The following is a 13146-nucleotide window of genomic DNA, read 5'->3' as shown; positions in this document are numbered from 1 at the left end:
TGTGAGGAATACGAACTGTTCACACCTTCGATATCCTTCCACACAGTTGACAACAGGTTATCCCGGTTTGTTCTTCCACAGGTTCTACGGTTGCCGGGGTCTGCAGGTTCTACCCGGAACGATCGCAAAGGAGGCAAGATGGAATCCCTGATCCGCGAGATGCTGTCCCAGCTCGGGGAGGACCCTGAGCGGGAAGGTCTTCGAGATACACCGGCACGGGTGGCAAAATCTCTCAAATTCTTGACACGGGGATACGATCAGGATCCCGAAGAGATCATCACGAAGGCTATTTTCAGGGAAGAGGCACGGGATATGATCATCGTTCGAGACATTGAATTCTTTTCGATGTGCGAACACCACATGCTCCCCTTTTTCGGTAAATGCCACGTGGGATATATACCCGCCGGACAGATCGTCGGCCTCTCTAAAATCGCCAGGCTGGTCGATATTTTTTCCAGGCGTTTTCAGGTCCAGGAGCGGCTCACCCGCCAGATCGCTGTCTTTTTGGAAAAACATCTGACGCCCAAGGGTGTGGGCGTCGTCATGGAGGCCCGGCATCTTTGCATGCAGATGAGGGGAGTCGAAAAGCAGCATTCGGAAGCCGTGACTTCATGCATGCTCGGAAGCTTCCGGGAGCAGCTCTCGACACGTGAAGAATTTCTGAACCTGATTGCGGTAGGCCGCCACCAGTAAGTCAGATTCCTGCCATGGTACTCCGACGGGCCTCTTTCCTCCTTCTGTTTATCTGTCTGATCGGGTGCGGTGAGGTCGAACCGCCGCCGGAGGAAGTCCCCCCGGAAAATCCCACATACACCCTGGCCATTCAAAGCCCGGTAGGATATGTATCCTGCGGCGACATCCTGTCGATCGAGGATCTGCAAAACCCGATCACACCCATTCCGGTCGGAACCCTCGTCCTTCACGACCTGATCCTGGATCTGGAGCTGGCTCCTCCCTACCTTTTCGTCTCCAACCGGAAGGCCGGCATCACGGTACTGGACATTTCCGACCCCTTCCACCCCAGGGATATCGGTTCCTATTACACGGACGGTTGGGCCCTGGACTCGGAATATAAAGATGGTCTCCTGTACGTTGCCGCGGATAACATCGGCCTTCTTATCGCCGACACATCGAATCCAGCCGAACCCTCCACGATCGCCTCGGCCCCGACCCCCGACGCCCAGGCCCTGTCGGTCCATCCGCCCTATGTCTACCTGGCCGATCTCCTTCAGGGAATCGTCATCGTGGATATTGCCGATCCAATGAACCCGGAAACGGCCTCCATCATCGACACCCCCGGAAACGCGCGATCTCTCATCGTGGAAGAGGGTCTCCTGTATGTCTCTGATGATGACCGGGGCCTGGGAATCTATGACATTTCCGATCCGATCCACCCCGTGGAGGTTTCCCGGACTCCCACTCCGGGCCTTGCGAAGAAGATGGTCAAGGTGGAGAATCGGCTTTTCATTGCCTCGGCCCGTGCGGGTGTCGTAGAGGTCGACGTCCTGGATCCTCTTCATCCGAAAATCATGCACGTCTACCCGTCGGAAGGATCGGTCTGGGATGTCCGTGTGGAGGGAAATGTGCTTTATATGGCCGACTGGAACCATGGCCTCCGCGTCGCACCTGTCCTTCACGAATAATATGCAGATCTTTTCTCCTGATTTTGCCACATCCGTTCAGCGTTACTCGCGGTAGAGCATTACCCGATTCGCAGGACCTTGGCTCCCCGAATTTTGCTTCCCTTGATTTCACGGAGTGCCTGGTTGGCCTCTTCAAGGGAAAAGAGCTGGACCTCAGGTTTGATGGGGATTTTCGAAGTGAGCGTTAGAAATTCCGTCACATCGGAGCGCGTGATGTTGGCAACGCTCTTGATCTCCTTCTCCATCCATAGGTGCCGGTTGTAATCCAGGTCCCGGAACACATCCTGATCCACCGATTCTTTCCGGATCGCGTTGATGACGAGACGGCCTCCGGGAGCAAGCCTCTCCATGGACTGCAGAACGGGCAGCCAGACGGGGGTCGTGTCGATGACGGCATGGAGACGTTCCGGGCATTCGTCCTGGATGCCTCCAGCCCACACGGCGCCCAGTTCCCGGGCAAAGGCCCGTTCCTTCTCATCCCGCGCGAAGGCAAAGACTTCCATTTCAGGGTAGAGGTGGAGAACCAGCTTCAGCACAAGGTGGGCGGAAGCCCCGAATCCCATGAGACCGAGACGCTGGCCGCGGGTCAATCCGGCGAGCCGGAGTGCCCGATATCCGATCGCTCCCGCGCAGAGCAGAGGAGCCGCTTCCTCCCCGGACATCGTTTCGGGGATGGGGAGAGCGAAATTCTCATGGATCGTCATGTACTCCGCATATCCGCCATTGGCATCACGACCGGTCGCCCGGAAGGATTCACAGAGATTCTCCCGCCCCGTGGAACAGAATAGGCAGGAACCGCAGGCGGAAAAGATCCATGCCGCGCCGACACGATCGCCGACGGAATACCGGGAGGAACCTTCTCCCAGTGCCACCACCTCACCCACGACCTGATGGCCGGGGATCACCGGCAGGGAGGGCGGAGCCGTCCGTCCCTCGATCTCATCCAGTTCCGTGTGGCAGACCCCGCAAGCCAGCACTTTCATGAGGATGGCGTTTGAACCCGGTTCGGGAATTGGAAGCTGTCGCATCACCAGAGGTGAAGAGTCTTCACCGATCCTGTGAATGGCTTCAAGGACCATGGCCTTCATGGTTGATGACATGGTTTATCCTTCCTGCTCCAGCTCACATCAGGCGTCCTGGCGCAGTTCCCAGTCACAGACTACGTCAATGATCTCTCCCTCCGGTCCCAATCCTTCGCACTTCACAATAGAAATATCTTCCGGTGAAAGGGGATTGGTTACATAGAGGGTCAGACGGTAGACAAGGTTATCGAGGGCGACGGGAGGCTCGAGGATGCAGGAAAACCCATAACCTTCAGGGGTATGCAGAATATGGTAAAAGCTGTTTTCCCCGACATCCGGAGGAAAGGTCACCGATGGAACAATCGAGTAAAGGGAAGTCGTCTGGATGTTGAGCAGCAGATCCAGACTTCGAACAGGCTGTTCCGTTGACAGATAGACGGTGAGGTGGAACCGGGTCAAGTCCGGCGTCATCAGACGATCGGAATGGCCGGAGCAACCGGTCAGCAAGAAACTCAGGAGAAGCAGGAAAAACGGAAGAATCCGGCCCGTAGCGGCTGGAAGTCTGCACCTTCCCGATCGATGTATGGAAATCAGGGAAGACGAACCTTCCGGATACAGCATCAACCTTCCACGCTCCATTTAAGGTAGGCCTCGATAAAGGGGGTGATCTCACCATCCAGAACCGCCTGGGTGTTCCCCACTTCGCAGTCGGTACGGTGGTCTTTGATCATCTGGTAGGGATGAAGCACGTAGGAACGGATCTGAGATCCGAAGTTGATGCCCATCTTCAAATCTTCCTTTTTCTGGCGATCCTCCTCCTGTTTTTGCCGTTCCAGGTCGTAGAGCCTCGATTTCAGGACCTTCATGGCGACTTCACGGTTCTTGATCTGGCTTCGCTCGTTCTGACAGGAGACGACGATGTTCGTCGGAAGATGCGTAATCCGTACGGCGGAATCGGTCGTATTGACATGCTGGCCGCCGCGTCCTGAGGATCGAAAGGTATCGATCCGAAGTTCCTTTTCATTGATCACGATTTCGATGGAGTCGTCGACTTCCGGGTAGACATCGACGGCGGCAAAGGAAGTGTGCCTCCGTTTGGCCGCGTCGAAGGGAGAAATCCTCACCAGGCGATGGACTCCGGCTTCACCCTTGAGATACCCGAACGCATAGGGACCTTCCACGGAAAAGGTGACGCTCTTGATCCCCGCTTCTTCCCCATCCAGATAGTCCATGAGGGAGGTGGCATACCCGTTCAGCTCCGCCCATCGAAGGTACATGCGCATCAGAATCGAAGCCCAGTCCTGGGATTCCGTTCCTCCGGCACCCGGATGGATCGAAACGATGGCATTTCTCTGGTCGTCGGGAGAATTCAGCTTGATATTGATTTCCAGCTTCCGGATCTGGTCTTCCCATGTATCGACAAAGTTCCGGACTTCCTCTTCGACGTCTTCCCCTTCCTCACGAAGTTCCATGAGTGTTGAGATCTCTCCGTAAGCCTTTTCGACCTCTTCCGCCATATCCAGTTTCCGTTGAATTTCGGATTGTTCTCTGGATGTTTCCACGGCGCCCGTGCGGTTGTCCCAGAAACCGGGCTCGGCCATCTTTTCTTCCACAACACGGAGATCCTCCCTCAGGGGAGCCGGGTCAAAGGAACCTCCTCAGGGTCTGGATGCGGTCAAGAATTGTGTTGACTTCGAACATTCAACTTCCTCCTGATCATCAGTACCACCAATATAAAAAGGACCACCCACGGCAGGAAAGGCCCTATCCAATAGTATATCGTGAAACGCGTTCCCGTGGGTAAGGATTCCATGATGCCTCCCCGCTCCCCCGTATCCAGACTCGCGAGAACATCTCCTCTTCCATTTGCCAGACATGAAATCCCGGTAAGGGCGGCCCGAACCAGGGGACGATCATATTCCACCGTACGAAAGAGAGCCTGTTGAACGTGCTGTCGGTCGGCCCCCAGGTTCCCGTACCATCCGTCATTGGTGAGCGTAACAAGCAGGGTCGCCCCACGGGAGACCTGCTGGCGCACCATGGATGAAAAGACAATTTCATAACAGATAGAGATGCCGTACACCGTGCGCCCCGAAAGAACTCCAACCTGATTCCCTCGCGTAAAATCGGAGAGGGAGCGGGCAATGGTCGTAAAACCGAGTCTCTCAAAGAGACTCCGAAGGGGTAGATATTCCCCGAAGGGGACCAGGTTGATTTTGCTGTACTCTGCCACCTCTTTACCCCTGGAAAAGAGAATGGCGGCATTCGTCCAGTCTCCGTTTCGTGCCACAAGGTTCCCATTCATAAAAATATCAACACCTTCTTCGGCCCATCGTTTGCACGCGGCAACCACGTCTCCGCGGGTGTAAAACGGTTCCAGAACAACACTTTCGGGAAATACGATCAGATCGGAACCGCCATAGAGAAAGGGCTGGGCGAGTTCCCGACTCGGAGTCCAGGCGTCCACATGTTCTCCATGGTACCGGGCAGCCTCATCAATGCTGGGTTGAATGGCCACAACTGCAAGGGTCTCTCCTTCCGGATTCCAGGTCATGTAGCGCACGATCCCCCCTACCAGCAGGATGGTCAGAAACAGACTCCCTGCCAGCGCCTTACGCTTTCCGAGAAGGGGAAGCGTGGAGAGCCAGAGTATACAGGCCGAAAGACCCGCAGCCCCAATCCATGCCGCGCTCTGCATGAGGGGAGCGTGATCTGCAAGGGGTTGAGCCCAGCCGTTCCATGGAAATCCCCGGAAAAGGTAACCCCTGAGAAGTTCAAAAAGGAAAAAGGTCAGGGGTAATGTTTCCAGGTATTTCTCACCGGATACCCACTCCGCCACCATTACGGCCGCGGTCAGGAAAAGAGCCAGGTAGCCGCTCAGAGCCAGGAGGGCAGGAATCCCGGCGAAGGGCCCCATGCCTCCAAAGACTTTCAGAACGTGAACGATCCAGAGGAGAGCGATGGCCTGGTAAGCACTTCCGAAGAGTAGCACGTGGACCCATCGTCCCCCCGGGGGCCGGCGACGGATCATCCACCAGAACAGGGCGGGTACGATCACCAGCAACGGAGTCAGAAATGAGAAATGAAAGGGAAGGGCAAATAGGATACCCAGCCCAATATCGAAAAGCAGGAATCGAAGCAAAATCACCGATACTCCTCAGGAAAAGACTTCGTGAGCCTTATAGGAACTGCGGACAAAGGGACCGGAAAAGACGTGGGAAAACCCAAGAGACAGGGCCTTTTTCTTCCAGCGTTCAAAGGCCTCCGGCTCCCAGTAGTCTTCAACAGGGAGGCAGTTCCTGTCAGGCTGGAGATACTGGCCGATGGTGACGATGTCGCATCCAGCGGTCCGGATGTCATTCAGTGTGGAAAAAATCTCTTCTTCGGTCTCTCCCAGGCCTACCATCAGTCCCGATTTGATGAGCACTGCGGGAGCCAGAATCCGAGCCTCCCGAAGGACATCCAGACTCCTGCGGTAGTGTGCTCCCGGCCTGACCCTCGGTGTCAGGCGTTCGACCGTCTCAATATTGTGACCGAAGACATCCGGTTTTGCGGAAAGGACCGCGGCGATGTCTTCCTTCTTTCCTTTGAGATCCGAAGAAAGAATCTCGACCCGGACACGGGGTAATTCTTCCTTCAGTCTCCGAATACACAGGGCCATGTGCCCCGCTCCACCATCGGGAAGGTCATCCCGGGTTACAACCGTCAGAACGACATAGTGCAGCCGGAGAGCCCTGGCAGCCTGAACCAGTCCTTCGGCTTCGGTCGGGGATACGCCCTCCTCGACACCGTGATCCACACTGCAGAATCCGCAGTTTCTTGTGCAATGGGTTCCCAGGATCAGGAAGGTGGCCGTGCCGCAGCCAAAACATTCCGTACGGTTCGGACAGCGGGCTTCTTCGCAGATGGTAGGAAGGTGAGCCTCTCGAAGGAGCCGTTTCATGGCCCTTTCTTCGTTAAGCTGGATGCGTTTGACCCGGATCCACTCCGGGAGGCTGCGATGGGTTAGAGGCGGGTGACCCAAGGTTTTAACTTTTCAGCAACTATCGAAGGCTCTTTGGCCAGATTTCTCTGGACAGCATCGGCCTGTTCCCGGGTCTCAAAGTGCCCGACCCGGATCCGGTACAGCTTCTTGTTCTGCGGATAACTCAATGTTTCCATATAGACATCAAATCCTGACGCAAGGAGCTTTTGAAGCCAGGTCTGGGCCTTCGTGGCATTGGAGATCGCCATGACCTGGACCGTCCACCGTCCAGCCGAGGCGGACGGTTCGGGTGCGGATGGAACCGGCTCGGGAGGAGACGAAGCCTGAGCGGAGGCCACAGGTTCTTGCGCCGGAACGGGAGGTTCGCCACCCTTGTCCGGTTCCTCCTGAAAGGCGGGAACTTCCGCTCTCTCAAGATCCACAGGTTCAATCGTATCCGGGGTGGTTACCATTTCGGCCTCACCCTTGGCTTCGGCTTCAATGACGGGTTCCTGGCCGGATATTTCATTCCCGAAACTTCCGACCCACAGGCCGAGGAGGAAGGAGAGAAAAACAATCCCGAGCGCCGAAAAGAGAATGATCCAGAGGTGTCGCGCACTCAGGGTAACTTCATAGTATCGGCTCATATTACTCCTCTCGAATGCTGTTGATGACCGAATCCAGGATAGGATTGTACTGGTCCCCGTAAACCTTTCGGATTCTGAACACCCATCCGTAAAGAATTTCGTTCAGGATATCCTGGAGTACCTGAGGGATGCTGCTCACCCCGGAGGCGACGAGTGAATTATAGAGAAGATCATAGTCGATCCGACCCTCATTATGAAAGTCCATCCCCTCCAGCCTTCCCTTGATCGACGGATCCAACTCCTCCTCAAGCCCTCGAATAAAATCGAACACCTCATCGCCAATATCTTTCTGAAGCGCATGAAAAAGAGCCGCAAACGCGTTGTTGTAGCTTTCCACCATCGAGGACCAGATGAATTCGTCAGCCTCGGAGGTTTGTCCATCGGGTTCAGGCACCATGATTTCATCGATGAGATTCACGCACTTCAGGGCCCACAGGGAACGCATGCTGACAAAGGGTTTGAGATAGCTCATCCGCAGGATCTCCTGGGTCGTGCGCGGGGAGTCCAGCAGGCTGTACAGGTGGCTCTCATCTTCGGAAAGATCAAGCTCGTAAAACCTTGAATCCATATTCGGTGTTCTTCGGTAAGTCTTTCGCTGTCCTCCAAGGCCCCTGTATACCAGAGACCAACGATCAATGGAGCGAACCGCGTTTAAGAGGACCTCATCTGTATGAATTCTTGCCGGGATGGCCCCTTCCGGAAGCGAGTCGTCAAACACCATTACGTAGGAACCCGTGGTCCAGGAAATGGTTCCCATTACCATCTGCTTGACGAGAAGGTCTACGGCATGAAGCATGTCGTCCGGAGCAAGAATGTCAAGCTCAACCAGCATTCCAAGATCCGATTTTCCGCTTTCCCTGCCATCCCGGATCTTCATAAAATCATCCAGTCCAATTTCTCCGCGGACAAAGAGGATCGTCCCAAGCATTCTGTCGGGGTCATCACTGTCCGCGAAGACGATATCTCCATTTTTAACGTAGAGGGTGCAGGTGTGCTCTTCTTTTGTCAGCCTTACGCTGGAAACCCCTTCGTTTCGGATCAGGTTTCGAAGAATTTCAGGGATGGATAGATCCCTCAGGTCTCCCTGAATTGTCAGGCCTTCCTGCATCTAGGCCTCCTTTGTAATGTCAGCCAGTTTGACTCCGTTCTTGCGCTGCGTTTTGATTTCGTACATAGCCTGATCTGCTTTTGCAATCAGGGATTCCTTGGTCTTTCCATGCTCCGGATACCCGGCCACACCGAAAGAAGCAGTGATGATGACTTCCACACCGGGAGAGAGGGAAAACACGGAACCGTTGATCGAATGCCGCACCCGTTCCGCCACCGTAATGGCCTCCTCCGGTTCGGTATGTGGAAGAATAATGCAGAATTCATCTCCCCCGAAGCGAACCACGCGGTCGACATGGCGAACCGCTTTCAGGATGCGTTTGGATACTTCCTGAAGGGTCCGCGACCCCATGAGGTGACCGTACTGGTTGTTGACCTGTTTTAAGTCATCCAGATCCAGAAAGATGAGGGAGAACCGGGAACCATAGCGTTTGGCACGCTCCAGCTCCTCATCGACAAAGGCTTCAAAGTACCTTCGGTTGTAGGCCTGCGTCAGGTCATCTTTAATCGTAAGCTCCTTGGTCTCCATGAAAAGGAGGAGATTCTCAAGGATGGAGGAAAGTTCCGCGGCAAACTTGGATGCAACCAGGAGTCGGTCCTTTGAAACCTGTTGTTCCCGGATGGGCACGAAGATGATTCCAAGGCCGACCTGATCGTTTCGAATGGGAAATCCGACAAGCTTCTGATCGGGCCCGTTGGGATCATCCACGATGGAGTAGGGTTCCGAGGAAAAGAGAATTTCATCCAGAAACTCGGGATGAAACGTATGGCGGGGTCGGCGGCCCTTGCGTCGTTCCTCCAGCGGAAAGTGCTCATCATACGCCGATTTTTTGGGATCGCGAAGAAGAATCATTCCCGTGGGTTCCGTCTCCAGAAGGTCAGCAACGGCATAGATCAGTTGAGAAAATGCCTTGTCCTGCTCCTGGGTCAGGTAGAGGGTTTCAACCGTTTTCAGAACTTCAATTTCACGTTCCAGAACCTTCTTTTCCCGGGCAAGCGGAATGAACCTCTTCAGCAGATCAATGATGTTTTTTGCCCGGTCTTGAAAATCAGCACGGGAAAAGTGAAGAGTATCCGGATCTGAAAAGGCCTGCTCCGGTTCTTCCTCTGTCAGGATGACCTTAAAGAAGGGTGCCCGGGGAACCTGGGGCAGCGGAGCGGGCTGGGTTACATCCACAATCCAGATGTGGGCAAAAGGTTGCTCTCCCTCTTCTGCAAAGGGTCGAACCTCGAGGTTCGGGGAGGCCAGACTCTGAATCGTCGCCTCCAGATTCTCGTCCTTTGTGAGGAAGGCCAGGATTAGCATCAGGACGATTGATCTTTCTTCCGCGTCATCAAGTCCATGATGAAGTCAATGGGAAGGGGAAAGATGATCGTGGAGTTCTTTTCCGCAGAGATTTCTGTGAGCGTCTGCAGATAACGCAGTTGGAGGGCCACGGGTTCAGCAGCAATCACGTTGGCAGCTTCGGAAAGAGTCTGGGCCGCAAGAAATTCACCTGTGGCATGAATAACCTTGGCTCGCTTTTCACGCTCGGCCTCAGCCTGTCTGGCAATGGCTCGAACCATTTCCGGCGGGAGATCGACATGCTTTACCTCAACCATAGCCACCTTGATTCCCCAGGGATCGGTGTGCTGATCCAGAATTTCCTGGAGGTGCCGGTTCAGTTTTTCGCGTTCGGAGAGAAGTTCGTCCAGTTCGACCTGACCGAGGACCGACCGAAGGGTTGTCTGGGCCAGCTGGGAGGTCGCGTACATGTAGTTTTCCACATCGATGATGGCCTTGATGGGAGCCATGACCCGATAGTATACGACCGCGTTGACTTTAACCGTGACGTTGTCTCGGGTAATGACGTCCTGGGGAGGAACATCATGAACGACCAGACGAAGATCGACCTTGACCATCTTCTCAATCGGCCAGAAAACAAAAATGAAACCGGGACCCTTGGGTTCCGGGCGGACACGACCAAGGAGAAACATAACGCCCCGCTCGTATTCCTTAAGGATGTTGATCCACTTGGAAAGAAGAAAAAATCCGAAGGCAATTAGAAATATAAGAATTTGAGCCATGACTCCGTTCATACCGCACCCCCTTGAGAATGGATTGGGCGAACGGAGAGAACCATCCCGTCCGCTGCGAAAACTTCGATCTCGATTCCTGCCTCGAGAGGTGTTGCCGAGATCGCGTTCCAGTACTCGCCATGAATAAACACCTTGCCTCTTGGATTCAAAGGTTCCACGACCTTTCCCCGTTCCCCGATAATGCCTTCCGAACCGGTTACCGGCCGCCGCTTATGGGCCCGAAGAACCAGAGACCCTAAAAAGATAATGACGGCGGCAAATGTCACGGCCATAAAGATGACCAGGGTCAGGGAAACGCGAAAGGCAGGAATCGAACTGTCAAACAGCATCATCGAACCCACCACAAAGCTCACGATGCCGCCCACGGTCAACATACCGTAACTGATCACTTTGACCTCCAGGATGAACATAATGGCAGCAAGGACAATAAGGGCCAGTCCTGTATAGTCGACGGGAAGAACGGAAAGCGCGTAGAGACCGAGAATGATGCAGATAGCTCCCGCCACACCGGGAAAGATGACACCGGGGTGAGTAAACTCCACATAGAGACCCAGCATTCCCAATCCCATGAGAATGAGGGCCACGTTGGGGTGAACAATGACGGACAGGAAGCGGGAGATGAAGGACATTGTTTTTTCTGAGACAGGGATTCCTTCTGTCCGAATGGTAACCTTTTCCCCCTCCGGCCGTGTAATTTCCATGCCGTTGATCTGGGACAGGAGATCATTTCGATTCCTGGCCACAACTTCGATCAGATTATGGTCATAAGCTTCGGTTTCGGTGAACGAAACGGCCTCACGAACCGCCTTTTCGGCAAGATCGATATTCCTTCCATGGATCTGGGCCATGGTTCGAATGGAGGCGGCAAAATCGTTTGTCGCCTTTTCCAGCATGACGCTGTCTTTGGAATTTCCCCCGGCCAGATTGACGGGATGGGCGGCACCTGTCGTCGTGGAGGGAGCCATGGCCGCAATGTCGGAGGCCATAAGGATGAAGAAACCGGCTGAGGCCGCATGTGCACCTGATGGCGTAACATAGACCACGACAGGTACCGGCGCATTCATTATGGCCGTTGTTATTTCTTTCATCGACGTGCCCAGCCCACCCGGTGTGTCCAGCTCCAGAATCACAAGGTCGGTTTCGCCGGGATCCAGGTGCTGGAGATTATCCACAATATACGAAGCGACAACGGGTTGAATAATGCCATCAACAGGCAGAACCAGCACGCCGGAAAATAGGGAAATGGACACCCCAAGTATGATGAGTGCCAGGGTGACTCTCATACTTCCATTGTAGTGCGAAAGCGTCTGCAGGTCAAGAAAAGCGAACCATTTGCAACAGCTCGCCCGCTGTTTTCGACCGGCCATCTGATATAATACCTTCGGCATGGTATCCAGGAAGAAACCTGTGGTTGATGTAGAGACTCTTGCAGGACTTGCAGCCAAGTTCGCGGATCAGGATATGTTTGAGGAAGCCATCAACCTCTACGAACTGTCGGCAAAGCTGAAACCTGATTCCGTGGCCATCAAATTGAATCTTGCCAGGGTGCGGGAGCTTGCAGATGAGAAGAAAGCCCGCCAGGTTGAAGAGCTGAAGGATAAGATTCTCAATGAGCGTCACAAGGATGATATCGACGCCAGCCAGTATGTCGGACTCGCGAAGTTTTATTTAAAGCGGAGAGACACGACACAGGCCGTGGAGCTTCTGGAAATTGCCAAGCTTAAGAATCCGGACCGTCCGGAACCGTTCGCTCTCCTGGCCGCGCATTACTTTCACGAGGGCGAATGGGAACAGGGGCTTGAAGAAGTCCGCATGGCCCGAACCCTCAACCCCTTTGACCCCGAGCTTGCAGAAATGGAAGGACGCATTCTCTTTGAGATGAAGCGGTATGATGAAGCCTTCAATTCATTTGTGGATGCAACCCTCCTCATTCCCAACCGCTCCCACCCCCACATGAACCAGGTTTCCCAGATGCTCCGGACGCTCAAGACGATTCTCCATTCTGAAAAAGAGGATTTAAACGCCGTCTTCCGTTCCAACCTGGAAAAGCTGCAGATGCACATCAAGCGCCTTGAACTCCGCCGTGAATTCCTCTTCTCCAAGGATACACGCAAGGAGCTTCACGATATTTTTCTGAAAAAATCCCGAGAGGGAACCCGCAAACAGAACCTGATCAAGATAGCTGCCGTCCTGAGGGATATGGTCCACTTCCAGCATGCTTCAGACGACCAGATCTTCGAGCTTTCCCGAGGTGTGCGGATTGAAGCTCTGGAGCCGGGAGCTTACCTGTTCCGTGAAGCGGACAAGAGCTTCGATTTCTACCTTGTAAAATCCGGCGACATTGCCATCCAGAGGGAAACTCCCTTCGGAGCCCAGCCTCTGGCGTCCCTTACCAAGGGGGATTTCATCGGAGAAATCTCCTTTATCCAGAGAATTGCGCGAACCACCGACGCGGTGTCCGCCAAGCAGACGGAGGTCTTCACCTTTCCAAGTGCCGTCGTGGACACCCTCATTGAGAAACAGCCCGATATTGGAACGGCCATTTCCTTTGCATTCTGGAAGAGCCTTTCCGACAAGATCCGCCATTCCAATGACATTCTCAAGACCTTCTTCACGCAGGATATGAAAAGTGGAGAGAGGATGCAGCAGAAGGAGGGGCGACGTGCCTCCCGGCGAATCGAAGC

The 13146-nt window shown here is 54.3% G+C and carries 12 protein-coding genes and 1 pseudogene; 3 read left to right on the top strand and 10 right to left on the bottom strand.

Annotation, left to right across the window (positions count from 1 at the left end; all coding sequences use genetic code 11):
* The first annotated feature begins 138 nt into the window (after window positions 1–138).
* Both folE and PLD04_14195 read left to right on the top strand, forming a co-directional pair.
* Window positions 139–693, top strand: a complete 555-nt coding sequence (folE, locus tag PLD04_14200; GenBank protein ID HXK69479.1) for a GTP cyclohydrolase I FolE — start codon at window positions 139–141, stop codon at window positions 691–693.
* A gap of 14 nt (window positions 694–707) precedes the next feature.
* Window positions 708–1643: a hypothetical protein gene (locus tag PLD04_14195; GenBank protein ID HXK69478.1), complete on the top strand. Its 936-nt coding sequence runs from the start codon at window positions 708–710 to the stop codon at window positions 1641–1643.
* 59 nt (window positions 1644–1702) lie between these two features.
* Here PLD04_14195 and PLD04_14190 read toward each other — a convergent pair whose 3' ends face one another.
* The 10 genes and pseudogenes from PLD04_14190 to PLD04_14145 form a co-directional block, all read right to left on the bottom strand.
* A complete protein-coding gene (locus tag PLD04_14190; protein ID HXK69477.1) occupies window positions 1703–2731 on the bottom strand; it encodes a zinc-dependent alcohol dehydrogenase family protein in 1029 nt (342 codons plus the stop codon).
* Between the two features lie 39 nt (window positions 2732–2770).
* Window positions 2771–3286, bottom strand: coding sequence for a hypothetical protein (locus tag PLD04_14185; protein ID HXK69476.1), 516 nt, complete (start codon window positions 3284–3286; stop codon window positions 2771–2773).
* Window positions 3286–4344 (bottom strand): annotated as a pseudogene (gene prfB, locus PLD04_14180) (peptide chain release factor 2). The gene PLD04_14185 and the pseudogene prfB overlap by 1 nt, the downstream one beginning before the upstream one ends.
* Window positions 4341–5813 (bottom strand): apolipoprotein N-acyltransferase, encoded by a 1473-nt coding sequence (gene lnt / locus PLD04_14175; GenBank protein HXK69475.1) that lies wholly within the window; start codon window positions 5811–5813, stop codon window positions 4341–4343. The pseudogene prfB and the gene lnt overlap by 4 nt, the downstream one beginning before the upstream one ends.
* A 9-nt stretch (window positions 5814–5822) precedes the next feature.
* On the bottom strand, window positions 5823–6689 hold the full coding sequence (gene lipA, locus PLD04_14170; protein HXK69474.1) for a lipoyl synthase: 867 nt from the start codon (window positions 6687–6689) through the stop codon (window positions 5823–5825).
* Window positions 6671–7276, bottom strand: coding sequence for an SPOR domain-containing protein (locus PLD04_14165; GenBank protein ID HXK69473.1), 606 nt, complete (start codon window positions 7274–7276; stop codon window positions 6671–6673). Before PLD04_14165 ends, lipA begins: the two co-directional genes overlap by 19 nt.
* Window position 7277: 1 nt before the next feature.
* Window positions 7278–8384 carry a DUF4388 domain-containing protein gene (locus PLD04_14160; protein HXK69472.1) on the bottom strand — a complete coding sequence of 369 codons (1107 nt, stop codon included), beginning with the start codon at window positions 8382–8384 and terminating at the stop codon, window positions 7278–7280.
* On the bottom strand, window positions 8385–9689 hold the full coding sequence (locus PLD04_14155) for a GGDEF domain-containing protein (protein ID HXK69471.1): 1305 nt from the start codon (window positions 9687–9689) through the stop codon (window positions 8385–8387).
* Window positions 9689–10450 (bottom strand): slipin family protein, encoded by a 762-nt coding sequence (locus tag PLD04_14150; protein ID HXK69470.1) that lies wholly within the window; start codon window positions 10448–10450, stop codon window positions 9689–9691. The genes PLD04_14155 and PLD04_14150 overlap by 1 nt, the downstream gene beginning before the upstream one ends.
* Before the next feature lie 8 nt (window positions 10451–10458).
* The gene (locus PLD04_14145) at window positions 10459–11745 is read right to left on the bottom strand and encodes a nodulation protein NfeD (protein ID HXK69469.1); all 1287 of its coding nucleotides are present in this window, start codon (window positions 11743–11745) and stop codon (window positions 10459–10461) included.
* 103 nt (window positions 11746–11848) lie between these two features.
* On the opposite strand from PLD04_14145, the gene PLD04_14140 reads away from it, so the two are divergent.
* Window positions 11849–13146: cyclic nucleotide-binding domain-containing protein (locus tag PLD04_14140; GenBank protein HXK69468.1), on the top strand; the 1298-nt coding region annotated here is incomplete at its 3' end.

The sequence above is a fragment of the Thermoanaerobaculia bacterium genome (assembly GCA_035593605.1).
Classification (GTDB): Bacteria; Acidobacteriota; Thermoanaerobaculia; order UBA2201; family DAOSWS01; genus DAOSWS01.
This window is presented reverse-complemented; position numbering and strand designations above follow the sequence as displayed.